Annotated in this window: 25 protein-coding genes, 1 pseudogene and 1 riboswitch; of the genes and pseudogenes, 12 read left to right on the top strand and 14 right to left on the bottom strand. The window is 70.8% G+C overall.

What is annotated here, in order from left to right; translation table 11 throughout:
• Positions 1-40 precede the first annotated feature (40 nt).
• The 4 genes from PHA84_RS03665 to PHA84_RS03650 form a co-directional block, all read right to left on the bottom strand.
• Positions 41-1369 carry a lytic transglycosylase domain-containing protein gene (locus tag PHA84_RS03665; RefSeq protein ID WP_270886743.1) on the bottom strand — a complete coding sequence of 443 codons (1329 nt, stop codon included), beginning with the start codon at positions 1367-1369 and terminating at the stop codon, positions 41-43.
• A gap of 98 nt (positions 1370-1467) precedes the next feature.
• Positions 1468-2589: a phosphoserine transaminase gene (serC, locus tag PHA84_RS03660; RefSeq protein WP_270886742.1), complete on the bottom strand. Its 1122-nt coding sequence runs from the start codon at positions 2587-2589 to the stop codon at positions 1468-1470.
• Between the two features lie 80 nt (positions 2590-2669).
• Positions 2670-3767 carry a citrate synthase 2 gene (locus PHA84_RS03655; protein ID WP_270886741.1) on the bottom strand — a complete coding sequence of 366 codons (1098 nt, stop codon included), beginning with the start codon at positions 3765-3767 and terminating at the stop codon, positions 2670-2672.
• 228 nt (positions 3768-3995) lie between these two features.
• Positions 3996-4736 carry an NYN domain-containing protein gene (locus tag PHA84_RS03650; protein ID WP_270886740.1) on the bottom strand — a complete coding sequence of 247 codons (741 nt, stop codon included), beginning with the start codon at positions 4734-4736 and terminating at the stop codon, positions 3996-3998.
• Positions 4737-4779: 43 nt separating this feature from the next.
• Between PHA84_RS03650 and PHA84_RS03645 the strand changes: the two genes are divergently transcribed.
• Positions 4780-6057, top strand: coding sequence for an MFS transporter (locus PHA84_RS03645; RefSeq protein WP_270886739.1), 1278 nt, complete (start codon positions 4780-4782; stop codon positions 6055-6057).
• Positions 6058-6064: 7 nt separating this feature from the next.
• Here the strand turns inward: PHA84_RS03645 and PHA84_RS03640 are convergent, their stop codons facing one another.
• Positions 6065-6943 (bottom strand): oxygenase MpaB family protein, encoded by an 879-nt coding sequence (locus PHA84_RS03640; RefSeq protein ID WP_333742203.1) that lies wholly within the window; start codon positions 6941-6943, stop codon positions 6065-6067.
• A 162-nt stretch (positions 6944-7105) separates the two neighbouring features.
• Here PHA84_RS03640 and PHA84_RS03635 point away from each other — a divergent pair, with 162 nt between their 5' ends.
• A complete protein-coding gene (locus PHA84_RS03635) occupies positions 7106-7564 on the top strand; it encodes an SRPBCC family protein (protein ID WP_270886738.1) in 459 nt (152 codons plus the stop codon).
• Here the strand turns inward: PHA84_RS03635 and PHA84_RS03630 are convergent.
• Both PHA84_RS03630 and PHA84_RS03625 read right to left on the bottom strand, forming a co-directional pair.
• Entirely contained in the window at positions 7546-9138 is a 1593-nt protein-coding gene (locus tag PHA84_RS03630; protein WP_270886737.1) for a phytoene desaturase family protein, read from the bottom strand. The genes PHA84_RS03635 and PHA84_RS03630 overlap by 19 nt on opposite strands.
• Before the next feature lie 3 nt (positions 9139-9141).
• Positions 9142-9540 (bottom strand): hypothetical protein, encoded by a 399-nt coding sequence (locus PHA84_RS03625; protein ID WP_270886736.1) that lies wholly within the window; start codon positions 9538-9540, stop codon positions 9142-9144.
• Between the two features lie 47 nt (positions 9541-9587).
• Between PHA84_RS03625 and pdxH the strand changes: the two genes are divergently transcribed.
• From pdxH to eda, 3 genes are all read left to right on the top strand, one after another.
• The gene (pdxH, locus tag PHA84_RS03620) at positions 9588-10268 is read left to right on the top strand and encodes a pyridoxamine 5'-phosphate oxidase (RefSeq protein WP_270886735.1); all 681 of its coding nucleotides are present in this window, start codon (positions 9588-9590) and stop codon (positions 10266-10268) included.
• A 166-nt stretch (positions 10269-10434) separates the two neighbouring features.
• Positions 10435-12321 (top strand): phosphogluconate dehydratase, encoded by a 1887-nt coding sequence (gene edd, locus PHA84_RS03615; RefSeq protein ID WP_270886734.1) that lies wholly within the window; start codon positions 10435-10437, stop codon positions 12319-12321.
• Complete coding sequence (gene eda / locus PHA84_RS03610; RefSeq protein ID WP_270886733.1) at positions 12318-12971, top strand: bifunctional 4-hydroxy-2-oxoglutarate aldolase/2-dehydro-3-deoxy-phosphogluconate aldolase; 654 nt, start codon at positions 12318-12320, stop codon at positions 12969-12971. The genes edd and eda overlap by 4 nt, the downstream gene beginning before the upstream one ends.
• Before the next feature lie 327 nt (positions 12972-13298).
• Here the strand turns inward: eda and PHA84_RS03605 are convergent, their stop codons facing one another.
• From PHA84_RS03605 to PHA84_RS03595, 3 genes are read right to left on the bottom strand one after another with little or no spacing between them, the layout of a single operon-like run.
• The gene (locus PHA84_RS03605; protein ID WP_270886732.1) at positions 13299-13940 is read right to left on the bottom strand and encodes a malonic semialdehyde reductase; all 642 of its coding nucleotides are present in this window, start codon (positions 13938-13940) and stop codon (positions 13299-13301) included.
• Between the two features lie 53 nt (positions 13941-13993).
• Positions 13994-14746, bottom strand: a complete 753-nt coding sequence (locus tag PHA84_RS03600) for an SDR family NAD(P)-dependent oxidoreductase (protein ID WP_270886731.1) — start codon at positions 14744-14746, stop codon at positions 13994-13996.
• A 22-nt stretch (positions 14747-14768) separates the two neighbouring features.
• The gene (locus PHA84_RS03595; RefSeq protein ID WP_270886730.1) at positions 14769-15491 is read right to left on the bottom strand and encodes a hypothetical protein; all 723 of its coding nucleotides are present in this window, start codon (positions 15489-15491) and stop codon (positions 14769-14771) included.
• A 70-nt stretch (positions 15492-15561) separates the two neighbouring features.
• Between PHA84_RS03595 and PHA84_RS03590 the strand changes: the two genes are divergently transcribed.
• The 4 genes from PHA84_RS03590 to PHA84_RS03575 all read left to right on the top strand — a co-directional run bounded on the left by PHA84_RS03590 (position 15562) and on the right by PHA84_RS03575 (position 19574).
• Positions 15562-16782: an MFS transporter gene (locus PHA84_RS03590; RefSeq protein ID WP_270886729.1), complete on the top strand. Its 1221-nt coding sequence runs from the start codon at positions 15562-15564 to the stop codon at positions 16780-16782.
• 65 nt (positions 16783-16847) lie between these two features.
• Positions 16848-17546, top strand: a complete 699-nt coding sequence (locus PHA84_RS03585; RefSeq protein ID WP_270886728.1) for a metal-dependent transcriptional regulator — start codon at positions 16848-16850, stop codon at positions 17544-17546.
• Between the two features lie 198 nt (positions 17547-17744).
• Positions 17745-17942, top strand: a riboswitch (cyclic di-AMP (ydaO/yuaA leader).
• 2 nt (positions 17943-17944) lie between these two features.
• Entirely contained in the window at positions 17945-18742 is a 798-nt protein-coding gene (locus PHA84_RS03580) for a C40 family peptidase (RefSeq protein ID WP_270886727.1), read from the top strand.
• A gap of 154 nt (positions 18743-18896) precedes the next feature.
• Positions 18897-19574, top strand: a complete 678-nt coding sequence (locus tag PHA84_RS03575; protein WP_270886726.1) for a DsbA family oxidoreductase — start codon at positions 18897-18899, stop codon at positions 19572-19574.
• Between the two features lie 10 nt (positions 19575-19584).
• Here PHA84_RS03575 and PHA84_RS03570 read toward each other — a convergent pair whose 3' ends face one another.
• The gene (locus tag PHA84_RS03570; protein ID WP_270886725.1) at positions 19585-20121 is read right to left on the bottom strand and encodes an O-acetyl-ADP-ribose deacetylase; all 537 of its coding nucleotides are present in this window, start codon (positions 20119-20121) and stop codon (positions 19585-19587) included.
• Positions 20122-20197: 76 nt separating this feature from the next.
• Positions 20198-20496: pseudogene (locus PHA84_RS03565) on the bottom strand (ionic transporter y4hA); the annotation flags it as partial.
• Positions 20497-20722: 226 nt separating this feature from the next.
• Here PHA84_RS03565 and PHA84_RS03560 point away from each other — a divergent pair.
• Complete coding sequence (locus tag PHA84_RS03560; RefSeq protein WP_270886724.1) at positions 20723-21619, top strand: cation diffusion facilitator family transporter; 897 nt, start codon at positions 20723-20725, stop codon at positions 21617-21619.
• Positions 21620-21637: 18 nt separating this feature from the next.
• Positions 21638-22468, top strand: a complete 831-nt coding sequence (locus tag PHA84_RS03555) for a DUF1028 domain-containing protein (RefSeq protein ID WP_270886723.1) — start codon at positions 21638-21640, stop codon at positions 22466-22468.
• A gap of 92 nt (positions 22469-22560) precedes the next feature.
• Here PHA84_RS03555 and PHA84_RS03550 read toward each other — a convergent pair whose 3' ends face one another.
• Together PHA84_RS03550 and PHA84_RS03545 are read right to left on the bottom strand one after the other, a co-directional pair.
• Positions 22561-24372: a glycoside hydrolase family 13 protein gene (locus PHA84_RS03550; RefSeq protein ID WP_270886722.1), complete on the bottom strand. Its 1812-nt coding sequence runs from the start codon at positions 24370-24372 to the stop codon at positions 22561-22563.
• 69 nt (positions 24373-24441) lie between these two features.
• A complete protein-coding gene (locus PHA84_RS03545; RefSeq protein ID WP_270886721.1) occupies positions 24442-24804 on the bottom strand; it encodes an antibiotic biosynthesis monooxygenase family protein in 363 nt (120 codons plus the stop codon).
• A 111-nt stretch (positions 24805-24915) separates the two neighbouring features.
• Between PHA84_RS03545 and PHA84_RS03540 the strand changes: the two genes are divergently transcribed.
• Positions 24916-25590 carry a TetR/AcrR family transcriptional regulator gene (locus PHA84_RS03540; RefSeq protein ID WP_270886720.1) on the top strand — a complete coding sequence of 225 codons (675 nt, stop codon included), beginning with the start codon at positions 24916-24918 and terminating at the stop codon, positions 25588-25590.

The following is a 25590-nucleotide window of genomic DNA, read 5'->3' as shown; positions in this document are numbered from 1 at the left end:
CCGCGTCGATCGATGGACCGCGGTGGTAGCAGTCGGTTCGTCAGATCTTGACGCAGAGGGTGCGGAGCACGTTCAGCCGGTAGCCATCGGGGCACACCCCGTTCTTCGGCAGCACCGTCAGCGGGAGGGCTGGCGCCGAGGTGGTGCTGCTGCCGGCGGCCGTCGGGATCTGGGTGGAGGCGGAGCTGGACGACGGCTTCGGGGGGGAGGTTGACCCGGTGAGGCCACCCACGGCGCTTCCGACGGTGCCGACCGGGCTGACGGCTGCTCCGGTGAGCGGCCCGCCACCACCCGTGGGACTGACCGTCGGGGTGCTCGTGGAGCGCCCCGTGCCGTCGGTTGCGCCCTCGGCGCCTCCGCCGGCTGCAGGTCCGCGCGCTGTGCCGCCCTTGGCACCCGACGCAGACAAGGACGTGGTTGCGTTGCCGCCGTTGGCCGGGGTGACAGCAGGCCTTCCGGGGGGCACGGTCGCGAGCGCGGGATCGTAGGACTCCATGGGCTGGGGGTCGCCCGAGGGCAGGTACGGTGCACCGTTGCGCTGGTCGTGGCTGAGCGCGACGGCCGGAAGGACCGTATAGCCACCGCGGTAGGCGGCTGCGATGCCGAGGACCGTGTCGGCGTACGCCTCGCTGTGGTTGTACCGCAGGACCGCGGAGCGGGCCCCTGCGTCCGTGCTGAGGTCGCCAGGCCCTGAGCACAGGTACACCGCGGTGGCGGTGGCTGCATCGGCGAGGTTCTGGGGGTCCTTGACCCCGTCGCCGTTGGCGTCGACGCCCACGGTGCGCCAGGTGGCGGGGATGAACTGCATGGGGCCAACGGCGCGGTCCCAGGTCCCGTCCCGGTCCAGCGACCCGCCGTCGGTGTCGTGGACGACCGCGGTCTGGTGCGCCCCGTCGAGCGGGATGCCGTAGATGCCGGGGCGCACGGTGCCGTCCCGGTCGATGCCGTTACCGCCGTACCGGCCGTGGTTCGACTCCACCTTGCCGATGCCTGCGACCAGCGCCCAGTCGACCCTGCACTGTGGGTCCGCGGCGTCGACGACCTGGGCGCCGCGTTGGTAGGCGGACAGCGCCGCTGCGGGGATGCCGTTGTTGGCGGTCATCGACGCAGGCAGCGCCGCGGCGTCAGGGAAGGAGGTCCGCCGGACCTCGACCGGGGCGGGCAGTGCGGGCAGGGGCGGAAGCACGGGCGCGTCGAGCCGCGTCAGGGGCGCGTTGGGGACCCTCACCAGAGGGGCTGAGTCCGAGACGACGTCCGTCGTGGCGCCAGTCCCGCCGGTGGCGGCGAAGGCCAGACCCGTCCCCACCAGCGCCACCGCCGGCAGCCCGGCAGCGATCCTGCGCCAAGGCAGGCCTGTCACGCGTGTCATCGTCGACTCCTCGTCCGGGTCACCGCCGGGGGTGACTTCACGGGGACAACGAGCCGTGCTGGACCGAGGTTACGCGCGAGTTCGCCGGACGGGTTGAGTCAGACGACCAGGTGCTCGATGCACGCGATCAGGGCCGAGACGTCGTCGGGCTCCACCGCGGGGAAGGTCGCGACGCGCAGCTGGTTGCGACCCAGCTTCCGGTACGGCTCGACGTCCACGACACCGTGGGCGCGCAGCGTCTTGGCGATGGCGGAGGCGTCCACCGCGTCGTCGAAGTCGATCGTCGCCACCACCTGGGAGCGTGCCGAGGGGTCGGCGACGTAGGGGGTGGTGTAGCTGGTCCGCTGGGCCCAGTCGTAGAGGCGTTCGCTGGAGTCTGCGGTCCGCTTGACGGCCCAGTCCAGGCCACCCTGTCCGTTGATCCAGTCGACCTGGCTGCGAAGCAGGGCGAGTGTGCCCAGCGCCGGCGTGTTGTAGGTCTGGTTCAGACGACTGTTGGAGATGGCGGTGGGAAGGCTGAAGAAGTCCGGGACCCACCGCCCGGTTGCCTGGATCTCCTCGACCCGCGCCAGGGCGGCGGGGGAGAAGGCGGCGAGCCACAGGCCACCGTCGGAGGCGAAGCACTTCTGCGGGCCGAAGTAGTAGACGTCGGACTCGGTGATGTCGACCGGCAGCCCGCCGGCGCCACTCGTCGCGTCGACGAGGACCAGCGCGCCGTCATCGGCACCCTGGACCCGCGTGACGGGCGCCATGACACCCGTGGACGTCTCGTTGTGCGGCCAGGCGTAGACGTCGACACCCTCCTCGGCCCTCGGCTGGGCCAGCGTGCCGGGATCGGCCTTGATCACGGTGGAGTCTCCGAGGAAGGGCGCATTCTGTGTGACGGCGGCGAACTTGGAGGAGAACTCGCCGAAGGCCAGGTGCTGAGCGCGCTCGCGAACCAGCCCGAAGGCGGCGATGTCCCAGAACGCGGTCGACCCGCCGTTGCCCACGATGACCTCGTAGCCCTCCGGAAGGCTGAAGAGGTCGCTCAGGCCCTCGCGCACCGCTCCCAACAGGTTCTTCACCGGCGCCTGCCGGTGCGATGTGCCCAGCAAGGTCGTACCGAGGCTCGCGAGGTAGTCGACCTGTTCCCGGCGGACCTTCGACGGTCCGGACCCGAACCGGCCGTCGTGGGGCAGCAGCTCAGCGGGGATCGTCACGGCGGGCGTCTCAGTCACCCGGGCAGTCTGTCACCCGTCCCGAGGCGTGGGACAAGAGGTCCACCACCCGGACGCACGTTGCACGTCAGGGAGAGCGGTCAGTGGCGGTAGCCCGCTACCGCCTCGATGCCGCGCGGCGCCTCGCCGATGTATCGCGCGCTCGGCCGGATCAGCCGGCCGGTCTTCTTCTGCTCCAAGATGTGGGCAGACCACCCGGCGGAGCGCGCACAGCTGAACATCGGCGTGAACATCGAGGCCGGGACCTCGGCGAAGTCCAGCACGACGGCGGCCCAGAACTCGACATTCGTCTCCAGCACGCGGTCGGGCCGGCGTGCGTGCAGCTCCTTGAGCGCGGCCTTCTCCAGCGCCGCGGCGACCTCGTACCGAGGCGCGTTGAGCCGCTTGCACGTGGCTCGCAGCACCCGCGCCCTGGGGTCCTCTGCGCGGTAGACCCTGTGACCGAAGCCCATCAGGCGCTCGCCCCTGTCCAGCACGCCCCTGACGTACGCACCGGCGTCGCCGGACTGCTCCACACCCTCGATCATGTGCAGCACACGGGACGGTGCACCACCATGCAGGGGGCCGGACATCGCGCCGACAGCTCCGCTCAGGCAGGCCGCCACGTCGGCACCCGTGGAGGCGATGACGCGGGCCGTGAAGGTCGAGGCGTTCATACCGTGCTCCGCTGCGGACACCCAGTAGGCGTCGACAGCCTCGACGTGAGCTGGGTCCGGCTCACCCCGCCACCGGATCATGAAGCGCTCGACGATGGTCCTGCCCCTGTCGACCTCACGCTGGGGCACCATGGGCTGTCCCTGTCCGCGAGCCGACTGGGCGACGAAGGACAGCGCCATGACGGAGGCGCGTGCCAGGTTCTCCCGGGCCTCCTGCGGCTCGATGTCCAGCAGGGGCTTGAACCCCCATACCGGTGCGAGCTGCGCCAGCGCCGACTGGACGTCGACGCGCACGTCACCCGTGTGGACCGGCAGCGGGAACGGCTCGGCGGGTGGCAGGCCCGGGTCGAACTCGTTGTCCACGAGCAGCCCCCAGACCTGGCCGTAGCTCACCCGTCCGACGAGGTCCTCGATGTCGACACCGCGATACCGCAGGGAGCCACCCTCTTTGTCTGGCTCGGCGATCTCTGACTCGAAGGCGATGACGCCCTCCAGTCCCGGCTTGAAGTCGCTGTCGGACATCGGTGTCCTCTCGGCTCGGCGTCGCTGCGGGGGTGCTACTGGGGAGTTCATTCTGCACTGTCCCCCCGATTTGCGACCATGCGCGGTGCTGGTGCCCGGATCCGACTAGGCGAGGTGGCTGCGTGGCAGCACCATCCCGGCAAAGCAGCTCCTCGAGCTGGGCCCTCAGCTCGCAGCCGAGCTCGACATCATCGTCATCGGCTGACCCCGGCGAGCACCTCCGGCTCGCTACTGCTTCGTGGCCCGCCGCTCCCGTACAGCCACCCGCGGCTGTCCCTCGTTCTGGACGTCGAAGAGCTCCATGGCCTTCAGGAGCGCGCTCAGCTTGACGTAGCCATAGTTGCGGGGGTCGAAGGAGGACTGGTTGCCGATCTGCTGGCCGACCGCCGACACGGGAGCCCAACCGTCCTCGCCGGCGGCGCTGCTGACCGCCCGGCGAAGCATCCTGACCAGCCCGGTGTCCTGACGAAGCTTCGCCCCAGGCACCTTGACGGTCATCGCCCCTGCAGCGCTCGCGTCGGACACCGGCTCGGCCTCCGCGAGCTTGTCGATGAAGACGAAGCGCGAGCAGGCACTCCTGAACGCCTTGGGAGTCTTCGGCTCGCCGAAACCGTAGACGGCCGCACCCTGCTCGCGAAGGTGCATCACCAGGGGTGTGAAGTCCGCATCGGACGACACGATCCCGAAGACCTCCGGATGCACGTCATGCAGAAGGGACATCGCGTCGACCACCAGCGCCATGTCACTCGCGTTCTTTCCTCGGCTCGGGTCGTGCTGCTGCATCGGCCTGATGGCACGGTCGTGCAGGATGCTCGCCCACCCGCTCAGCTCAGGCTTGGTCCAGTTGCCGTAGGCCCGCCGGATGTTCGTCTCGCCCAGGGCGGACAGCTCGTTGAGCACGAGGTCGATGGAGCTGGCCGGGGCATTGTCGGCGTCGATGAGCAGCGCGATCTGCGGCTTGCGTTCCATACCGCGACCGTAGGGGACGCGGGCGAGACGTAGGGTCCGAGGCGTGCCCGTGCTGCTGGATCTGACCCCCTTGCGCGTCAACGCGGCATATCGGCGTCTCTATGCGGGCTTCACGCTGTCCAACGTCGGCTCGCAGCTCGCGGTCGTCGCGATCGGCCTGCAGGTGTACGACCTGACCCGGTCGACGGCGGCCGTGGGGGTCGTCGGGTTCTGCGCGCTCGTTCCGCTGGTGGTGATGGGCCTGTACGGCGGCACGCTCGTGGACCACTTCGACCGCCGTCGTGTGGGCCTTGTGGCCCAGAGCATCGCCTTCACCACGAGCGTCCTCTGTGCGGCCCAGGCGTGGCTGGGGAACACGCAGGTGTGGGTCCTCTACGCCTTGGTGGCGCTGTGGAACGGTGCTTTCGCCGTCTCGTCACCGGCCAGGACGTCGATCTACCCGAGGATCCTCGACGGTCACCTGCTGCCGGCTGCGAACGCACTGTCGGTGTTCGCCATGAACGCGTCGATGACCGTCGGGCCGCTGCTCGCCGGTGTGCTGGTGGACTCGGGCGGGTTCAAGGCGGCGTACACGACGGACGCGGTCATCACCACTGCGGCGCTCTGGGGTCTGGCCCGGCTGGACCCGCTACCACCCGAGCCCTCGGCCGACGGGGAGCAGCCATCCCGGCCAGGTGTGCGGTCGGTGCTGGACGGCTTCGCCTTCCTTGCGACTCGCCCCAACGTGCGGATGACGTTCGTCTCCGACATCTGCGCGATGTTCCTGGCTCAGCCACGAGTCCTCTTCCCTGCCGCGGGTGCGGTCATCTTCGGGGGCGGAGCCAAGACTGTCGGGGCCCTGAGCGCTGCCGCCGCGGTCGGGGGGATCGGGGCGATGTTCTTCTCAGGGCGGCTGGGTCGGGTTCGTCGGCAGGGCCTGGCCATCCTGGTCGCCATCGTGGGGTGGGGCTGTGCCATCGCCGGGTTCGGGGTCGCGCTGCTGGCGTCGGGCGGCGCGCTGTCTCGTTCGACGGCCCTGTGGGCCGGGCTCGTCAGCATGGCGGTGGCTGGTGCGTCGGACTCTGTGAGCGCGGTGTTCAGGACGACCATCCTTCAGGCGGCCACCCCGGACAGGCTGCGCGGGAGGCTCCAAGGCGTGTTCATCGTCGTCGTGGCAGGTGGTCCCCGGCTGGGAGAGCTGGCGGGTGGGCTGCTGTCCAGGGTGGTGGGGGAAGGCCGGACGGCACTCCTCGGGGGCATGGCCTGCGTGCTTGCGATCGTGGCGCTCGCTCGGCTCCAGCCTGGGTTCGTGCGGTACGACGCACGCGATCCGGCGCCGTAGCGGGGTCTCAGCCGTGACGCTGTTCGCGAGCCGGCTGCATCGCCCAGCGCACGACGGAGGTGGCGACCCCGCCGACCGGCCTCCCCACCAGCCGCTCGGTCACCGGGAGCCACGGCAGCCGAAGGGGTCCACGGGCCCACCGCGGGAGGATCGCGACGGCTCCAGCCGCCAGCGCGGCATACCCGGGCCGAGCCGCCCACGGCAGCGGGGGGTGGACCAGCAGGAACCGAGCGGCTTCCCGGGCTTCGGGGGTGCCGGACAGCTCCGGGCGGTACGACTCGATGACGTCGACCAGGTCGCTCACCGACGTCGGCGGTTGCGGAACACCGAGTCGCGAAGCCACGACGGCTGCCTGCTCCACGTACCGGTCAGCCTCGCGCGCCGTGAGGGGCTGCGTCGCGTAGCGCTGGAAGGCGGTCAGGAAGCTGTCGGCCTCGGCGGCGTGGACCCACGCAAGCAGGTGCGGGTCGCTCGCCGCGTACGGACGCCCGCCCGGTGCCTTGCCGCGGACCCGTTCGTGGATCGAACGAACGCGGGCGATCTGCGCCTCGGCCGCCTCGATCGTGCCGAAGGTCGTCGTCGCCAGGAACTCACTCGTGCGCTGGAGGCGTCCCCAGGGGTCGCCCTTGTAGCCAGAATGCCCCGCCACTCCCGCCATCGCCAGGGGATGGAGCGACTGCAGCAGCAACGCCCGGATGCCCGCCGGAAACATCGAGGCGTCCGCGTGGACGCGCCAGATCGGGTCCTGCGGGGTGAACCACCGCGGACCTTCAGACTCCCAGATGACCTTGGCCTTCTCCGGACCGTCCTCACCGGCCACCTTGGACCGCAGCGCGCTGGCCATCTGATGGCGAGCGCGCTCCAGGACGGGGTCGAGCACCGTCACCGCGTCTGCCCCCCGTTCGCCGGGCGGACCTCCACCCCCACCGCTGCCTCCCCGGACCTTCGTGGCACCTGACGCAGCCAACCCTAAGCGACGCCGCAGACGGGCGCAGGTCGCCCACCAGCGCCAGAGGCGGCCCGTCGACACCCATGACACCCTGGGCTCATGACGACCAACACCCACCACACGTCAGCCTCGGTCGACGCGGTCTGGGCCGTCCTCGCCGACCCGTGGAGCTACGCCTCCTGGGTCGTGGGGGCCTCGCGCATCCGGACCGTCGAGGGGGAGTGGCCGAAGGTCGACGCCAAGATCCACCACTCCGTGGGTGCCTGGCCCATCCTGCTCAACGACGAGACGAGCGTCGCCGACTGCGAGCCAGGGCGACGGCTGGTGCTCCGTGCGGCCGCGCGGCCCTTCGGTGTCGCGCAGGTCGAGCTGGAGCTGCAGCCCGACCCGGCCGGATGCCTCATCACCATGCGCGAGGCCCCCGTCTCCGGACCTGCCACCATGCTGCCGGCCGCGGTCCAGGAGCCCGCGCTCAAGCGTCGCAACTCGGAGTCACTGCTGCGCCTCGCGCTCATCGCCGAGGGGCGGGACCCCAACGCTCAGACGCCGTCGCCGTAGAGCCAGTGCAGCGCCGCCAGCTCCAGCTTCTGGCGGGGCCGGCCCCACCAGCTGTGGTCGGAGAGGGCAGCCCGGGCGGCGAGGTACCCGCACGCCCCGTGCACTCCACCACCGGGGTGGGCCGAGGAGCTGCCGAGATAGAGGCCGGCGACCGGCGTACGGGGCCCGCCGAGGCCGACCACGGGCCGGAAGACCGCCTGCTGGAACAGCTGCGACGTACCGCCGCCGACCGCACCGCCGGTGAGGTTCCGGTCGGCCGCCTCGAGGTCGGACGGCCGCTGGTCCCACCGGTCGAGCACGTTGTCGCGCCAGCCCGGGGCATAGCTGTCGATCATCTCCTCCAGCCGCTCGGTCAGGAGCCGGGCGTCCGCGTCGCCGGCGCGGCTGCGCGGCAGATGGGAGTACACCCACATCGTCTCGGTGCCCGCCGGCGAGCGTCCGGGGTCCGTCGTGGTCATCTGCCCCAGCAGCGCGAACGGCCGCTGCGGTAGGACCCCGGTGTTGAGGTCGGTGAACCAGCGCGTCAGGCCCGCGGTGTCCGCCCCGAGGTGCACCACGCCGGCTCCATGAGCCTCGGACGCCGACCAGGGCATTGGGGCCGACAGCCGGTAGTTGAGCTTCACGGTGGGAAGGTCCCACTCGAAGTGCTCGAGATCGTCCAGGAGCCGTGGCGGCAGGTCTTCGGCGGACAGCAGCCGAGCGAACATCTGGGGCGCGCTGGTGTCGGCGACCACGGCACGGCGTACGGCGACCTGCCGTCCGCCCTCGGTCACCACGCCGGCGACCCGACCGCCCGACGTCACGACCCGGGTCACCCGCGTGCCCGTCTCCACGCGTGCACCGGCGCTCTCCGCCCGCCGCGCCAGAGCTCCGGCGAGCTCACCCGCCCCGCCACTGGGGGATGGGAACCCGACGTCCTGGGCCAGCATGGCCATGAGCCATCCGAACAGCCCGCTGCCTGGCGCCTCCGGGGGGATGTCGGCGTGAGCAGCGTTCCCCGCCAGCAGCATTCGCGCCGCCTGCCCGGCGAACGCCTCCTCGCTGAAGCGTGTCAGGGGCAGGCTGAAGGTCCGGACGAAGCGGGGGGTCTCCCTCGCACCGACTGTCCCCAGCAGGCGGCCCACCGAGCGCACCGGCGGCCAGCGGGTCAGCAGCGCGTCGAGGAAGGGCTCGCGGATCTGCTGGTACTGGTCCACCATCCTGAGCCAGTTCGCCTCGTCGGCGGGGTGGTCTTCGGCGAGCCTGGCCGCGGTCTGCTGGGGGTCGAGATGGATCAGGGCGGCCTGCGCCTCCGGCTTGCCGAGGTGCGCCAGCACGCGGTTCGGGCGCTGCCACGAGAGCCCATGCCGTTCCAGCTCGAGATGGCGCAGGACCGGTGAGGCGGCGGCGAGCGGGTAGCACGCGCTGAACTCGTCCATCACCCAGCCGTCGACAGTGCGCGAGGCCACGGCTCCGCCGACCTTCTCGCGCTCCTCCAGCACCAGCACGTCCCACCCCGCATCGGCCAGCACCGCCGCGCTCACCAGACCGTGGTGGCCGGCGCCGATGACGACGGCGTCAACCGTCTCCCGCATGGCTCAGCTGCGCCCGAACCGGCCGGGCAGCTGCTTGCGAACACGCTGCGCGGGGGAGGGCAGGTCGGCAGGGCGGATACGAGTGGACAGGTCGCTCTTGGCCACGAGCTCCGGCAGGGGAGTAGTGGTGGAAGGGTGCGACGCGATGGGCTCCTCGCCGGCGAAGACGACCCAGACGGGGTCGCTGTGGTCCGCCCGGGGGTCGAACGTCTTGAGCACCGAGCCGTCCTGGACCGTGGCCGCATGCTCGATGGCGCGTCGCCTCGCCTTCTGCCGGTCCAGAGCCTTCTGCGCCGCAGCCATCGCCGGGTCCTTGGCCTGCTGGGCAAGGACCACCACATGAGGCCCGTACTTGACGCCCCACTTGACGATGGTGCCGACAGCCTTGCCTTTGCTGGGCATCGTGCCTCCTGTCGCTGGGCGGTGATCCCTCACCCTAATCTCGACGCATGACTGATGCGCGACGCGTGGACTACACCGGCGAGGGCCTGTCCGAGGCCCAGGTCGCCGCCACCCCGTGGCAGCAGGCGCGTCTGTGGGTGAGCGAGGCCCTGGCGCGGGCCGACGCGCAGGACGACGTGCCCGAGCCGCTCGCGCTCTCGGTGGCGACAGTCGACGGTGACGGGATGCCCAACGTCAGGACGGTGCTGATGCGGTTCTTCGACGACCGCGGGCCAGGGTTCGTCACGGGGACGCAGTCGTCGAAAGGTGTGGAGATCGCCGCCACCGGTGGCTTGGCCGCCTCGTTGACGTGGCCGGCGATGTTCCGCGCGATCCGGTTCCGGGGCCGCGCCGAGGAGCTGGGCCGGGAGGAGGTGACCGCGTACTTCGGGTCGCGCCCGTGGGCCTCCCGCATTTCCGCATGGGCGTCACGTCAGTCCCAGCCGGTCGAGGGCCGTACCGGGCTCGAGGCGGCCTACTCGCGGTATGCCGCGCAGTTCCCCGACCGTGGGAACCCCCACGACGTGCCGGTTCCGGACTTCTGGGGCGGCTATCGGGTGGTCTGCGAGGAGGTCGAGTTCTGGGCCGGGCGGCGTAACCGGCTGCATGACCGCCTGGTCTTCACGCGCATCGGCTCGGGGTCGCTCGATGGGGCCGGCGCCTGGCGGCTCTGGCGGCGACAGCCCTAGAAGTGCCCCGGCCAGGGGCTGGATGGCGGACGCGCTGTCCGCATCCCGGGACGATCTTCGGCGGGGGGACAGTGGCCGTCACACTTGTGAACTGAGTCACACGCGCGCGCCAACGACGCCGTTCGCGCGGTCCCTGTCCTGACCGCCGAAACGCCGAGGAGCCCTCATGGCCCCCACCGTCCACCCTGTCGTCGCCGAGGTCACCTCTCGGCTCACCGAACGAAGCCGCGCCGGCCGCGCGGCCTACCTGCGGCGGATGTCCCGCGCCGCCTCCGAGCTGAGCCTGCGCCCCGCCCGCACCGACCTCGGCTGCTCGAACCTGGCCCACGCCGTCGCTGCGTGCGGGGGCAGCGACCGAGCCACCATGGCCGCCGACACCGGCGTCAGCCTCGGCATCGTCACCTCGTACAACGACATGCTCTCGGCGCATGCCCCCTTCGAGCACTACCCGGCGGCGATGAAGCAGACCGCCCGAGAGGTGGGCGCGGTGGCGCGGGTCGCCGGTGGCGTCCCGGCGATGTGCGACGGCATCACGCAGGGGCGCGCGGGGATGGAGCTGAGCCTCTTCAGCCGCGACGTCATCGCCATGTCCACGGCCATCGCGCTGTCGCACGACGTGTTCGACGGTGCGCTCCTGCTCGGCGTCTGCGACAAGATCGTGCCGGGCCTGGTGGCGGGTGCGCTGTCCTTCGGGCACCTGCCGACGGCCCTGGTCCCCGCCGGTCCGATGGCTTCGGGCCGATCCAACGCCGAGAAGGCCGAGACCCGCAAGGCGTACGCCGCGGGAGAGGCTGGACGGGACGAGCTGCTGGCGAGCGAGGTCGCGTCGTACCACTCGCCCGGCACCTGCACGTTCTACGGAACCGCGAACTCCAACCAGATGCTCATGGACGTCATGGGCCTGCACCTGCCTGGTGCGGCGTTCGTCCACCCTGACGAGCCCGTGCGGGAGGCTCTCACCGCTGCTACCACGAGGCGTGTTGCGGAGATCGCCGCCTCCGAGCAGCCGTACGGCATCGGCCAGGTCGTGGACGAGAAGTCGGTCGTGAACGGCGTCGTGGCGCTGCTCGCGACGGGCGGGTCGACCAACCACACGATGCACCTCATCTCGATGGCCGCCGCCGCGGGCATCGACCTCACGTGGGAGGACTTCGACGACCTCTCGGCCGCAGTGCCGCTGGTCGCGCGGATCTACCCCAACGGCCCCGCCGACGTGAACGACTTCCACCAGGCAGGTGGGACGCCCTTCCTCGTGCGTACCCTGCTCCAGGCCGGCCTCGTCCACGAGGACGTGCTCACCTTGGCCGGCCCGGGACTGTCCCGCTACACCCAGCGGCCGGTCCTGGTCGACGGCACGCTCCGGTTCGTCGACGGAGCATCCGAGTCGGGTGACCGGGACGTGCTCCGCGCGGCGGACGAGCCGTTCGCCCCGGACGGAGGGCTGCGGGTGCTGCAGGGGACCCTCGGTCACGCGGTGATCAAGGTGTCCTCGGTTGCCGAGGAGGACCTGGTCGTCGAGGCTCCCGCCCGAGTCTTCACCGACCAGGTGGCCTTCCTCCAGGCGTTCTCACGCCGTGAGCTCGACCGGGACGTCGTCGTCGTCATCCGGGAGCAGGGGCCGAGCGCCAACGGGATGCCGGAGCTGCATGCCCTCACCCCGTCGCTGGGAGTCTTGAAGAAGCGTGGCCACGCCGTCGCTCTGGTCACCGACGGCCGTATGAGCGGTGCCTCGGGCGCCATTCCGGCCGCCATCCACGTCACCCCCGAGTCGGTGCACGCAGGGCCCATCGCCAAGATCCTGGATGGCGATGTCATCCGGGTCGACGCCCTGACCGGCAGGCTCGACGTCCTCGTCGACGAGCGGCAGCTCGCCGACCGGCTGCCTTCCCCTCGCATGTCAGAGGAAGGCGTGGGCACGGGGCGCGAGCTGTTCGGTCCCATGCGAGCCGCGGTGGGCCCCGCCGACGAGGGAGCCCACGTCTTCGCTGCTCTGGGCCGCCGGTACGACCACGATACTGTGCTGGCTGTGCCGAGTACTGAGGAGAACCGATGACGTCCACGGCGTCCAGGCCCGCCATCAGCGGCGAGGCCGCCATCCTCGACCTGTCCCCGGTGATCCCCGTCGTGGTCGTGGACGAGGTGGAGCAGGCCGTGCCGCTCGCACGAGCGTTGCTCCGCGGCGGTATCCCGGTCATCGAGCTCACTCTCCGGAGCGCTGCCGGGCTTGGCGCCATCGAGGCCGTCGCGTCGCAGGTGGAGGGGATGGTGGTCGGTGCCGGCACGGTCCTGACGCCGGAGCAGGTGCGCCAGGTCCAGGACGCGGGCGCTCAGTTCATCGTGACGCCCGGCTCTCCTCCCCGGCTGGTGCAGGCCGCTCTGGACAGTGGGCTACCGCTGCTTGCGGGCGCCGGCACGCTCACCGAGATGCTGACGCTGGCGGAGGCCGGGCTCGAGGCGATGAAGTTCTTCCCCGCTGAGGCCAGCGGCGGTCGGCAGTACCTGTCAGCGGTTGCCGGGCCGTGTCCGCAGCTGCGGTTCTGCCCGACTGGCGGGATTACGCCCCAGACGGCGCACGACTGGCTGGCGCTGCCCAACGTCGGGTGCATCGGCGGATCGTGGCTGACGCCCACTGACGCTGTCGCCCAGGGCGAGTGGGCGCGCATCGAGGCGCTCGCCGCGCAGGCGGCCTCGCTCCGTCCCTGAGCCCGCGTTCCTGAGTCGGCGTTCCTGAGCCCGCGTTCCTGAGCCCGCCTCCCTGGGCCGCGGTGGGCGGGCATGGAACAGCCCGCGGGCCTGCTGTGCCGCATCGAGCGGCTCAGCGGTGCACAGGGGACGACCTGCGCGGACCCACGGGCTGCGGTGAACTGCTGGGATTGCGCCTGACGCGCCGTCGAAGCAGTCGACGTTCGTGCGCTAGCGCGCAGTCACCTCACGCGTCCAATGAGAACTCACCTGTTGGACCACCTCCCTTCCGTGTAGCTCGACGCTAGGTCGACTCGGCGCCGCGCGCAACGGGATTAGGCGGACGTTTCAGACTGTGGTGACGACCTCGTCGTAGTCGAGCCGCGGCAGCCGCTCGAACCAGGCGCCCTCGGCGGGGCGGCCGAGGTTCACCACGGCGATCGTGCGGTGCTTGCCGTCCGGGAAGAAGTCACGGTCCACGCCTGCGGCGTCGAAGCCCGTCATGGGGCCGGCAGCCAAGCCGGCAGCCCGTACTCCGAGGATGAAGTACGCGACCTGCAGAGTCGCGTTGAGCCGCGCGGAGCCCTCGCGCATGGCCTCGTTCGCGGCGAAGAGGTCGCGGGCGCCCTCGAAGTGAGGGAACACCTTGCCCAGCTCGTCGTGGAAGTCGAGGTCAGCGGCGAGGACGGCGACGAGCGGCGCGACGGAGGTCTTCGGCTTGTTGTTGCCGCCCATGTGCTCGACGAGCTTGGTGCGCGCCTCGGGGGACCGGACCAGCACGATGCGCAGGGGCTGGTTGTTCATCGAGGTGGGAGCCCACTTCACCAGGTCGTAGACCGCGCGCATCTGCTCGTCGGTTACCGGTTCGTCGGTGAAGGTGTTGGCGGTCCGGGCCTCGCGAAAGAGCAGGTCCTGTGCATCAGCGGAGAGCTCGAGGTGGTCGGCGAAGTCGGCTTCGAACGCTGAGAGCGAGTCATGGGTCTGGGTCATGGTCGGTTGAACAGTCAACTATCCGGTTGCATTCCCCCACCGGTGGGTGGAGCTCACCCGCTGGTCAGCGGTCCGCGATGCACCTTATGAGCGGCCGCTTGGGCCCGGGGCTTGATGACGAGGAGGTCGATGTTGACGTGCGCCGGTCGCTCGACCATCCACAGGATCGCCTCTGCCACGTCGTCGGCCACGAGGGGGTCGGCCACCCCGGCATAGACGGCATCGGCCCGGCCCTGGTCACCCCCGAAGCGGGTGAGCGAGAACTCCTCGGTCCGCACCATGCCCGGCGCGATCTCGGTCACCCGAACCGGCTGGTCCACCAGCTCGAGGCGCAGAGTCTCGGTGAGGGCAGCGACAGCGTGCTTGGCCGCGGTGTATCCCGAGCCGCCTTCGTAGACCGTCCGTCCTGCGGTCGACCCGACGTTGACGATGGTGCCCGCGCCGGACGCCACGAGAGCGGGCAGCAGCGCCTGCGTCACCTGGAGCGTCCCGATGACGTTGGACTCGTACATGCCGCGCCAGTCGCCGACCTCGGTCGAGGCCACCGGGGCCAGGCCCAGCGCCCCACCGGCGTTGTTCACCAGCACGTCCAGGCGATCGCCCACCGCCTCGGCCAGCCGGGCGACGTCTGCCGCCGAGGAGACGTCGCAGGTCACGGCACGGCCGCCGATCTCGTCCGCCAGGGCGGTGAGCCGGTCGCGACGGCGCGCGGCGCAGACCACGACGTAGCCGGCTGCGGCAAGGCTGCGTGCCGTGGCCGCACCGATTCCGCTGCTGGCCCCGGTGACGACGGCGAGCTTGTTCATGACTGCCCTCCTGACGGCTTCCTCACAAGTGGCGTTCCGATGGTCGGACGGTGGCTGGGTCGACCGCCACCCAGGTGGCCTCGGCCTGCGCCACGAGCCGGCCGTCGGCGCCATACAGGGCTGTGGCGCTGTAGTGCTTACGTCCCTCGTGGCCGCGCTCCCACGCCATGACGACGTGGGGCTCTCCCGGAGTGGGAAGCGCCCAGAGCTGCGCCGTCATGGTGCCCAGGACCATCGCGCGCCCGGCGATGCCGCTGGCCCAGCCCCCCGGGCAGTCCAGCGCCGCCCACACCGTCTCTGTGTCGACGTCGTCCGCGGGCACCCAGGCGGAGGCGTACTCGCCGCCTCCGCCGGCGACCCGGCCGGGCTGTTGCCGCAGTCCGTCTCGTGCGGCCCGTGCCGTGCCGCAGGAGAAGCAGGTGGGAAAGGGGTGGCTCGCCAGACCTTCGTAGCCGGAGCCCGCCAGCTGCGCTTCGGTGAACGGGACGGGCGGCACGGTGGGGCCGGGCAACGCGGCTGCCGGGGCTCCCTGCGCGACCAGCTGCTCGCCGTCGAGCAGGTGCACCACCGCGTCCCGCGCTTGCACAGCCAGCTCCCGTTCCAACGGTGGCGGGGTGCGAAGCCGCACCGTCACGGCGGGCAGAGCCACGGTGGTCGTGACCAGCCGCGAGAGGTGCCCACTCACCCATCCCCCGTTGCCGGAGGCCGGGGGGCCGCAGAAGCGCAAGGGCACGACGAAAGCCATGTCCCAGAACGTAGCCCGTCGCTGACCCCGGACGAGCGGCGGGCAGGCCGGCGGACCACAATGGGCAGCGATGCCCACGCCGCGAGTCGCTGCCGACGTGCCGTTCAGCCTGCGCACCATCGCCGTACCGGCCTACGGACCCACCGTCATAGCCGCGGTGGGCGCGGGCGCCGTCGTGCCGATCGTCACCCTGAGCGCGCTGGACCTCGGAGCGACGCCATCTGTTGCGGCACTGACAGCGGGGCTCGGGCTGGTTGCCGAGCTGTTCTTCGCAGTTCCCGCGGGCGCCCTGGTCCACCGCGTCGGCGAGCGCAAGGCGCTGGTATGGGCCAGCGGAGTCGATGCCGTCGCGGCGCTCGTGGCGTTGTTGGCGCCCTCGCTCGCAGTGCTCATGACCACCGTCTTCGCCATGGGCTTCACGTCCTCGGTCTTCCTCGTGGCGCGCCAGGCCTATCTCATCGAGGCGGTGCCGCAGTCCATGCGTGCCCGAGCGCTGTCCACGTTGGGGGGCGTCAACCGGATCGGGATGTTCGTCGGACCTTTCGTCGCCGCGCCGATCGTGCACCTATGGGGTCCGCGGGCGGGCTTCGCGGTCGCGGTCATGGCCGGGTTGGGGGCCGCCGTGCTGGTGCGGGTCTCCACCGACCTGACCGCCGAGCACGAGGCGCAGGCCGCAGGTCAGCCGCAGGCCAGCACCCGAGCGGTGCTCTGGGAGCACCGGCGCGTCTATCTCACCCTCGGCCTGGGAATCCTCGTCATCGGCGCCGCGCGGTCGGCGCGCGTCGTGCTCGTCCCGCTCTGGGCGGCCCACGTCGGCCTCTCTGCGACCACGACTGCCCTGGTCTTCGGCATCGTGGGAGGGGTCGAGATGCTGCTCTTCTATCCGGCCGGCTCGGTGATGGACCGGTTCGGCCGGATCTGGGTCGCTGTGCCGTGCGTGGTGCTGCTCGCCGTAGGGATGCTCGCTCTCCCCTTGACTCACAGTGCCCTGGGCGTCACCGCCGCGGCTCTGGTATCGGCCGTCGGGAACGGCCTCGGCTCGGGCATCGTGATGACGCTCGGAGCCGACACGGCTCCCACGCGCGGCCGCTCGCAGTTCCTGGGAGGCTGGCGGTTCGTCTCCGTCGTGGGGGGTAGCGGCTCGCCCGCGGTGATCGGCGTGGTCACGGCGCATGCCGGCCTGGCGGTCGCCTGCGTCGGTCTGGGAGCGCTCACGCTGGCCGGTACCGGGTGGCTGGCGTACTGGGTCCCGCGTTACGACCCCGCCCGGCGCGCCTGCGGCACGACGTGACGGGAGGGCCGCTCCCGTCGCCGCTGCGTCACGCCGTGACGGCGGCAGGTGAGAGGCTTGCTCCCGTGACGGACCTGATCGACACCACGGAGATGTACCTCAAGACCATCTTCGAGCTCGAGGAGGAGGGCATCCCGCCGCTGCGGGCCCGGATCGCCGAGCGGCTTGGCCACTCCGGCCCCACGGTGTCCCAGACCGTGGCACGGATGGAGCGGGACGGCCTGCTCGCTCTGGCCGGTGACCGTCACCTCGAGCTCTCCCAGCACGGGCGCCTGCTGGCGACGCGGGTGATGCGCAAGCACCGCCTCGCGGAGCGGCTGCTCGTCGACGTGATCGGCCTGGAGTGGGAGTACGTCCACGAGGAGGCCTGCCGCTGGGAGCACGTCATGTCGGAGCGCGTGGAGCGCAAGATCCTCGCGATGCTCCAGGACCACCACGACTCCCCGTACGGCAACCCCATCCCGGGACTGGACGAGCTGGGGGAGGAGGAGCCCACCGAGGACTTCCGTTCGGGTCTGCGTACGCTGACCGAGCTCGCCGGCGACAGTCCGGAGACGGTCCTGGTACGCCGGATCGGGGAGCCGGTGCAGGTGGACCACGAGGCTCTGAGCCTCTTGACGGTGGCCCGGCTGCTCCCCGGCCAACGGGTGCGGGTCCACCGCGAGGATGGTCGCGTGGTGGCCGTGCGGGAGGGCGCGCCGGACTCGACGGCCGTCTCCCTGCCGGACGAGGTGGCGCAGCACGTGTTCGGCGCGCTCGTCTGAGAAGCGCAGACGGGGACCAACGGGACCAACCGGGACGACTCACGTGTCTCGGCGCGTCGGCGTGAAGATTCCCATACGGGGAATTGGCCAAGTTCTGGACCCGCCGTGACCTCAATGTGACTTTCGCGGGGCCCTTGTGTACGGTTGCGGTCGTCTCTCCAGCACCGGGGAGGCTGACTCGATGTGAAACCGCCTAGTCCTGTCATCACGCCCGAGTCGACCGCGCAACACCGCTTGACAGGAGCGGGGGACCCAATTTCGGGCCGTCATCGGACGGTCCTTGGGGTGAAGTCCTCACGCGAGCGCCCGCAAGGTCGGGCGGCAACCGTGAGGGCCGGGTGATCTACCTCCACCCGAACCCGACAGCTGACCTCGTAGGCGCTGGAGGTTCTCTCATCGTGTCTTCTCACGCTCCTGGGCGTCATCGTGCGCCAGGCCGTTTCAACCCCTTCTCCGAGCTCTCCGGCATCGTGGCCAAGTCCGCCCAGCCTGCCGTGAAGACGTCCGCCGTCATCGCCGCCTCGGGCGGTCTCGTGGCGTCGTTCGCGCTGCCGGCCTCTGCCGCCACCGCCGAGCACAGCGCCGCCAGGACCGCCACCGTGGCCGCACCCGTCTCAGTCAAGGCTCCCGCAGCCGCGGCGCCGGCTGTCACGGACGCCTTCGGGCTCATCGACTTCAAGGCTACGGCCAAGCCGAAGCCGAAGCCGGAGGCCAAGCGGGTTCACGTCCGGCACGCCGCCCCTGCTGCCCGGCCGGCCGTCGCCCGCCAGGCCTCCGCCCACTCGACGGCCAGCCGCTCCACGGCGAGCGGCAGCACCGTCAGCCGTTCTGCAGATCGCGTCGCTCCGGCCAGCACCAAGCCGGCGACGGGTGGTGTCCTGGGCATCGCCGCTCGGTACGAGGGCATCATGTACCGCTACGGCGGCACGACTCCCGCCGGCTTCGACTGCTCGGGCTTCACGCAGTACGTCTTCCGTCAGGTCGGCATCAGCCTCCCTCGCACGGCAGAGGGCCAGCGGGCCGCGACGACTCCGGTGTCCAACCCGCAGCCGGGTGACCTGGTGTTCTTCGGCTCACCGGCCTACCACGTGGGCATCTACGCCGGCAACGGCATGATGTGGGACAGCCCGCGCAGCGGCAAGGCCGTGGCCCTGCGGTCCATCTGGTCCGGCAGCGTCACCTACGGTCGTCCCTGACCGCCTGACCGCCTGACCGCCCCATGACCGACCGGGTCCCCGTCCGCCGCCCGCGGACGGGGACCGCGTCGTTTGACCCCCTGGAGCAGGGGTACCTCGTGATCGCGCCCCCGCGGCATACCGGTCCCCCACGGGGTCGTGTGAGGATGGAGCCATGACTGCCGTGGAGATCGATGTCTGGGCAGACGTGGTGTGCCCCTTCTGCTACATCGGCAAGCGCCGGCTGGAGCTGGCCATTGCCGAGAGCTCGCATCCGGCCGAGGTGACCGTCACCTACCACGCCTTCGAGCTCGACCCCGAGACCCCGAAAGGCTCCGGGACCCCTGTCCTGAAGTGGCTGGCGCAGCGTTACGGAACGGATCTCGAGGGCGCCCGGCAGATGGCTGAGCGCCCCGCGGTGATGGGTCGGCCGGACGGTCTGGAGATCGACGTCGACACACAGGTTCGAGCGAACTCGTTCGACGCGCACCGCATCATCGCGCTCGGGCTGGCCCAGGGTGGTCATGCCCTGCAGGCGGCCGTGCTGGAACGGCTGTTCAGCGCGCACTTCAGCGAGGGCAAGGCCATCGACGACATCGAGACGCTGCAGCGTCTCGGCGCCGAGGCGGGACTCGACGGGCGGCGCCTCTCCGCCGTCCTGGCAGGGGAGGAGTACGGCCAGAGCGTTCGCACCGACGAGGAGTCGGCCCGGGAGATCGGGATCACGGGCGTCCCGTTCTTCATGGCCAACCGGAAGGTGGCGCTCTCCGGGGCGCACTCCGTCGAGGTCATCGGCCAGCTCATCCAGGCTGCGAGCGACGAGCACCACGAGAACTTGGGCGCCCACGCCTGAGCTCGTCACCTCACAGCAGTGGTCCGGCTGCGGACAGAGCGCTCTGGAAGGCGGCGAGGGTCGGCTCGCTGAAGAGGACGAACCGCACCAGGTCCACACCGTCGTGCTCGGCGAGGTCGGCTCGCAGAGCGTCGGTGGCGACTGCCGCCACTTCGGCAGCGTCCCAGCCGTAGACCCCTGCACTCACGGCCGGGAAGGCCACGCAGCGAGCACCCAGGTCGCGCGCGACCGCGAGGCTGCGCGTGAAGCATGAGGCCAGAAGGGCAGGGTCGTCCTGGCCGCGATGGCGGTTCGGTCCCACCGTGTGGATCACCCAGCGGGCGGGAAGGTTCCCTGCGCCCGTGGCCACGGCCTCGCCCACCGGCAGCCCCTTCGGGTGCGTGGTCGCGCGGACCCTGCGGCAGTCCTCCAGAAGCGCCGGTCCTGCCGCTGCGTGGATGGCCCCGTCGACGCCGCCACCCCCCATCAGGGCCGAGTCGGCGGCATTCACGATGGCATCGACGCACTGGGTGGTGATGTCGCCGAGCACGGCTTCCACGGTGACCATGAGCTCACCATACGAACCGGTGAGGTGCTGTATCGAGTCCTGGGGGGCCGAGTCCTTGGCGGACCGGCGGCTGCGCCTAGGGGTTCATCGCGAGGAAGACGAAGGCTGCCAGCAGGACGAGATGAACGCGAGCTGAGTCGGTCGGTCCGAGCCCGAGCCTCAACGGGCCCTCCAGCCAGATGGAGCCGACGGCGATGGCCGGGATGGTGAGGCCGATGCGGGCCATCGCCGACCCCAGTGCCAGGTTGAGGCTGATCTGGATCCGGTTGCGCCGGGCGCGCGGACGGCCGCAAGGGTCTTAGGGAGCAGCACGAGCAACGCGATGACGACACCGACGAACGACTGCGGGAACCCTGCCGCCGCCACGGCCGACTCGCCAGGGCAAGGACGGACGCGAGGGTGGTCCAGGTCAGCAGGGGGCTCGCCCGTCTCGCAGCCATGCCGCATCCTTTTCAGGCGGTGGGACGGGCAGGCAACCGCGGCCAGACCCGTTTACCACCGCTCGCCGGCGTCCGTGGCCAGCCATGGTCGGCCGTGGTCAGCGGTGGCCAGCCGTGGCGTCGCCGGGGGGGCGCTGCGCCGGGCAGCCTAGGATCGAGTCATGGGCTCGGGGCACGTCCACCACGCCGGTGCTCGACACCGGTGGCGTCTTGCGGTGGCGACGGCGCTGGTCGGAGCGTTCTTCGTCGTGGAGCTGGTGGCCGCTTTCCTCTCCGGTTCCCTTGCCCTCCTCTCAGACGCAGGCCACATGGCGGCCGATGTGGTGGCCTTGACCGCTGCTGTCGTGGCGACCCGGGTCGCGTCGCGCCGGGACACCACCGGCCGGCGCACGTACGGGTCCTACCGTGCGGAGGTCTTCGCCAGCGGCCTGGCGGTCCTGCTCATGCTGGGGGTCGCGGTCTATGTCGTGGTGGAGGCGGTGCGTCGCATCGGGCAGCCGGTCGACGTCCGCCCCGGGTCGATGCTCGTGGTGGGTGCGCTTGGGCTGGTGGTCAACATCGTGGCGCGGCTCCTGCTGCGTGGTGGGGCGAGGGAGAGCCTGAACGTCCGGGGCGCGTACCTCGAAGTCGTCGCCGACACGGCCGGCTCTGTCGGCGTCGTCGCCGCGGCCCTGCTCGTGCGCCGCACCGGCGACGCGTGGTGGGACACCGCCGTAGCGGTCGCCATCGGGGTCTTCGTGGCGGTGCGGGGCGTGCCCCTGGGCAGGCAGGTGCTGAGTGTGCTCGGCCAGCACGTGCCAGAGGGTATGGAGCCCGCCCGGGTCAGCGCCGACCTGGCCGGCATCACGGGCGTGCGCGACGTCCACGACCTGCACGTCTGGACCCTCACCTCCGGGATGAACGTGGCGACGGCGCACCTCGTCTCGGACTCCGGGGCAGATGTGGAGCGGATCCTGAGCGCCGGTCAGGACGTGCTTCGTGACCAGCACGGAATCGCCCACGCGACGCTGCAGGTGGAGCCGGCGGCTGGGGACTCCTGCCACGACACGGACTGGTGATCGGTCTACCTTGCGGCTATGACGTTCTCCATCGTCGGACAGCTCGGCGACTCCTTCGGGGTGGCCGTGGCCAGCAAGTTCCCCTTCGTCGGTGCCGTGGTGCCGCAGGCCCGGCTCGGCGTCGGCGCGGTGGCCACGCAGGCCATGGCGCGCGTGTCCTACCGCGAGACGGCGCTCGCCACGCTCGCCGACGGAGGGGACGCGCAGGCGGCTCTCCGGGCGTGCACGGGCCCCGACGACGATCGCCGACACCGGCAGGTCGGCGTGGTGGGGGTCGACTCCCAGGCGACCTGGACGGGCGACGGGTGCCTCCCTTGGGCAGGTGGAGTGTCGGGACGCCATGAGACGGGTGGCTACGCCATCCAGGGGAACATCCTGACCGGCGCTGACGTCGTGGCCGCCATGGAGGAGGCCTGGCTGTCCACGGCCGGTTCCTCGCTGACCGACCGGCTCCTCGCTGCCCTTCTCGCCGGGGACACTGCCGGCGGGGACTCCCGCGGCCGCCAGGGCGCGGCGATGTATGCCGTCCAGCCCGGGGCCGGCTACGACGCCTGCGGTGTGCTCGCCGACGTCCGCGTCGACGACCATCCGCAGGCTCCCGAGGAGCTGGCCCGCCTGCTCACCATGAACGACCTACTCTTCGGCCGGCCGGAGGAGGTGCAGCCGCTGACCGGTGCGCTGGCCGAGGAGGTCGCCGCCCGCCTGGCGCGACTCGGCCACGAAGCAGACGGTGACGTGCAGGCGGCGCTCGAGCGGTGGGTCTCGGAGGCGAACTACGAGATGCGTCTCACTCCGGACGGGATCGACACCAAGGTTCTTGCCGCCCTGCGGGAGGTCACCGCTCCGTGACACGATGGGGCCGTCCCGCAGACCATCGGCTCCTGACGTCGTGAGGTGGTCGGTAGACCCCGGAACCTGCCTCAGCGCCTGATCACTGCTGCTCAACCGCCGATGCGGCGCCGGAGCAGCCGCGCCTCCCAGGGGCGCAGGGCTGCTGTGTGCGAGGCCGGGTCGGGGAGGTTGCCGAGGAGGAGGTCGGCGCTGCTCCACTGGTCCAGGTCGGCCAACGCGTCCATGAGATCGAGCCTCTCGGGGGAGAAGTTGGCGACCACGAGGAGCTCTGTCCCTCGGTAGGACCGCGTGAAGGCGTAGAGGGTGGGATGGTCGGGCGCCAGCATGGTGAAGTCACCGTGCGGGATGGCTGGTTCGGTGTGCCGGAGGCCGATCAGCCGGCGGTAGTGGTGGAACACCGAGTCCTGGTCGGCGACGGCGGACGCGGCGTTGACCTCCGGGTAGTTCGGGTTGACTCGAGCCCACGGAGTCCCGCTCGTGAAGCCCGCGTGCTCCGAGCTGTCCCACTGCATCGGCGAACGGGCGTTGTCGCGGCTCCCCAGCCGAAGGTTGCGCAGCACGTCCTCCGGGTCGGAGCCGGCCGACACGGCCTCGCGGAAGTAGTTCACCGACTCGATGTCGAGGAAGTCGTCGGCGGTCGCGAACGGCACGTTCGTCATACCGAGCTCCTCGCCCTGGTAGACGTAGGGCGTCCCACGGTGCAGGTGAAGGACGGTGCCGAGCAGCTTCGCCGCAGCAACCCGGTACTCGGGGGCATCGCTGCCGAACCGGGACACGGCCCTGGGCTGGTCGTGGTTGTTCCAGTACAGCGAGTTCCAGCCCACCTCCGCCAGCCCCTCCTGCCACCGCCCCAGCGAGGCCTTGAGGTCTCGAAGGTCCACGTGTGTGCGATCCCACTTGTGGCCTCGGGTGTCCAGGTTCACGTGCTCGAACTGGAACACCATGTCGACCTCGCGTCGCGCCGGGTCCGTATAGAGAACCGCGTCCTGCACTGTCACGCCCGGCATCTCGCCCACGGTCAGCAGCTTCTCGGGCCGCCCCTCGAAGACCGACTCGTGCATCTCGTGCAGGAACTCGTGGATCCGAGGGCCGTTGAGGAAATGCGGTGACCCGTTGCCGAGCCGGCGCCCGGGCAGGGGCTCTCCGTCGGGCAGGGAGGTCACCTTGGAGATCATGTTGATGACGTCCATCCGGAAGCCGTCGATGCCCCGGTCGAGCCACCACCGCATCATCGCGTAGACAGCCTCGCGTACCTGCACATTCTCCCAGTTGAGGTCCGGCTGCTTACGGCTGAACAGGTGGAGGTAGTACTCCCCGGTGGTCTCGTCGAGCTCCCATGTGGGGCCGCTGAAGAAGGACTCCCAGTTGGTCGGTTCGGCGCCTTCCTCCCCGGCGTGGCGGCCGTCGCGGGGGCCTCGCCACCAGTACCAGTCACGCTTCGCGTTGTCCCTGCTCGCGCGGGACTCGAGGAACCACGGGTGCTCGTCCGAGGTGTGGTTCACGACCAGGTCCATGACGATCCGGATCCCTCTGCCGTGGGCCTGGGCTATCAGCTCGTCCACGTCGGCGAGGGTCCCGAACGTCGGGTCGATGTCCTGGTAGTCGCTGATGTCGTAACCGTTGTCGTCCTGCGGGCTGGTGTAGATGGGGCTGAGCCACAGCACGTCGATCCCCAGCTGCTGCAGGTAGTCCAGCCGGCTGATGATGCCTTGCACGTCGCCGACCCCGTCCCCATCGGAGTCCTGGAAGCTCCGCGGGTAGACCTGGTACACCACGGTCTCGCGGAACCACTGGTCGTCCACCGCCGGCTCGGCGCTGTCCACCTGCGAGTCCGTGACCGAGGCCGTGGTGGTCCGGGTCGTCGTGGTGCTCCTGTCGGCGGGTGCCGTGTCGTCAGCCATGGCGGACAGTCTCGCGGGCCGGCGGGGGGCCGGCAACGGCGACGTCGACGAGGGGTGGCGGTCCGTACGTCAGCCGACCGAGGTCACGACCTCGTACAACACGGGAGAGCTGGGGAACTCCTCCCAGCCCGGCTGGGTCACGATCCGCCGGAACTCCTCGGTGGAGTGGGCTGCCCGGTAGTCGGCCTCGGAGTCCCAGCTCGCCACGTTGACCCACCGATGCGTCGCCCTCGGGCTGAGAGCGCGGTGCAGCCGTAACGACACGAAGCCTGGTTGGGCGATGAAGTACCTGCTCGTCCTGTCCCACATGGCGTGGAACTCCTCGTCGCGGCCGTGAGGGACCGTGAAGCTGTTCATCAGCGTTACGGGCCCGGGCACCAGGTCGTTCCGGGCCTCGGCAACTCGGGCGTCGGCGCTCACTCTGTTTGTCATGGTTGTCTCCACTTCGGCGATCTTCGGTTCGTTGCACTGGTGTGCACTTATTGCATAGGTGTACACTCGCCGGAAAGGACTGTCAAGAGGTCGGAAGAAGGGGGTCGAGACGTGGCTCTGAGCGAGGACGACAGGGGTCGGGTGGCGCAGCGCCGGCGGACGCGGGAGGCCATTGTCAGCGCGGCTGCGGGGCTGCTCGAGGGCGGCCGAGCTCCGTCCGTCAACGAGGTCGCCAAGGCGGCCGACATGTCGCGCCGCACGATCTACCAGTACTTCCCGAATCTCGAGCAGCTGTTGCTGGACGCCGCGCTGGCGAGGCTGGCCCAGACACCGGTCGACGAGGCGATCGACGCCGCCGACCGGGCGGGGCCGGACGCTGGTGCGGTGGACGGCGCGCGGGGGGAACGTCCGCGGGTGGATGGCGGCGCAGGCGCCGAGGAGCGGGTCGCCAGGATGGTGCGGGCGCTCGCGAACATGTCGACCGAGACGCTGGCGTTGGGACGGTCTCTCATCCGTCTCACGGTGGACGGTTCACCGGAGGCGCCAGGAGCTCCGCTTCGGGGCTATCGGCGGGTCGCCTGGATCGAGCGAGCGGTGGAGCCGCTTCGCGCAGAGCTCGACGAGGCGACGTTCGAGAGGTTGGTGTCGGCGCTCGCCATGGTCGTCGGCTGGGAAGCCCTCATCGTTCTTCAGGACGTCCGTGGACTGGAGAAGGAGGAGCGGCTGGAGACGTCGCTGTGGGCTGCCCGAGCGCTGGTTCGCGCCGCGTTGGAGGACGTCTCCTGA

The sequence above is a fragment of the Pedococcus sp. 5OH_020 genome (assembly GCF_027812955.1).
Taxonomy (GTDB): Bacteria; Actinomycetota; Actinomycetes; order Actinomycetales; family Dermatophilaceae; genus Pedococcus.
Note: the sequence above shows the minus strand (reverse complement) of the source record. Positions and strands in the feature narration are given on the sequence as shown.

Excerpts from the sequence above, each read along its gene's own strand:
- PHA84_RS03665 (WP_270886743.1), bottom strand. The coding sequence starts at position 1,369 with ATGACACGCGTGACAGGCCTGCCTTGGCGCAGGATCGCTGCCGGGCTG.
- PHA84_RS03655 (WP_270886741.1), bottom strand. The coding sequence starts at position 3,767 with ATGTCCGACAGCGACTTCAAGCCGGGACTGGAGGGCGTCATCGCCTTC.
- PHA84_RS03650 (WP_270886740.1), bottom strand. The coding sequence starts at position 4,736 with ATGGAACGCAAGCCGCAGATCGCGCTGCTCATCGACGCCGACAATGCC.
- PHA84_RS03635 (WP_270886738.1), top strand. The coding sequence starts at position 7,106 with ATGACGACCAACACCCACCACACGTCAGCCTCGGTCGACGCGGTCTGG.
- PHA84_RS03630 (WP_270886737.1), bottom strand. The coding sequence starts at position 9,138 with ATGCGGGAGACGGTTGACGCCGTCGTCATCGGCGCCGGCCACCACGGT.
- PHA84_RS03625 (WP_270886736.1), bottom strand. The coding sequence starts at position 9,540 with ATGCCCAGCAAAGGCAAGGCTGTCGGCACCATCGTCAAGTGGGGCGTC.
- pdxH (WP_270886735.1), top strand. The coding sequence starts at position 9,588 with ATGACTGATGCGCGACGCGTGGACTACACCGGCGAGGGCCTGTCCGAG.
- edd (WP_270886734.1), top strand. The coding sequence starts at position 10,435 with ATGGCCCCCACCGTCCACCCTGTCGTCGCCGAGGTCACCTCTCGGCTC.
- eda (WP_270886733.1), top strand. The coding sequence starts at position 12,318 with ATGACGTCCACGGCGTCCAGGCCCGCCATCAGCGGCGAGGCCGCCATC.
- PHA84_RS03605 (WP_270886732.1), bottom strand. The coding sequence starts at position 13,940 with ATGACCCAGACCCATGACTCGCTCTCAGCGTTCGAAGCCGACTTCGCC.
- PHA84_RS03600 (WP_270886731.1), bottom strand. The coding sequence starts at position 14,746 with ATGAACAAGCTCGCCGTCGTCACCGGGGCCAGCAGCGGAATCGGTGCG.
- PHA84_RS03595 (WP_270886730.1), bottom strand. The coding sequence starts at position 15,491 with ATGGCTTTCGTCGTGCCCTTGCGCTTCTGCGGCCCCCCGGCCTCCGGC.
- PHA84_RS03590 (WP_270886729.1), top strand. The coding sequence starts at position 15,562 with ATGCCCACGCCGCGAGTCGCTGCCGACGTGCCGTTCAGCCTGCGCACC.
- PHA84_RS03575 (WP_270886726.1), top strand. The coding sequence starts at position 18,897 with ATGACTGCCGTGGAGATCGATGTCTGGGCAGACGTGGTGTGCCCCTTC.
- PHA84_RS03570 (WP_270886725.1), bottom strand. The coding sequence starts at position 20,121 with ATGGTCACCGTGGAAGCCGTGCTCGGCGACATCACCACCCAGTGCGTC.
- PHA84_RS03560 (WP_270886724.1), top strand. The coding sequence starts at position 20,723 with ATGGGCTCGGGGCACGTCCACCACGCCGGTGCTCGACACCGGTGGCGT.
- PHA84_RS03555 (WP_270886723.1), top strand. The coding sequence starts at position 21,638 with ATGACGTTCTCCATCGTCGGACAGCTCGGCGACTCCTTCGGGGTGGCC.
- PHA84_RS03550 (WP_270886722.1), bottom strand. The coding sequence starts at position 24,372 with ATGGCTGACGACACGGCACCCGCCGACAGGAGCACCACGACGACCCGG.
- PHA84_RS03545 (WP_270886721.1), bottom strand. The coding sequence starts at position 24,804 with ATGACAAACAGAGTGAGCGCCGACGCCCGAGTTGCCGAGGCCCGGAAC.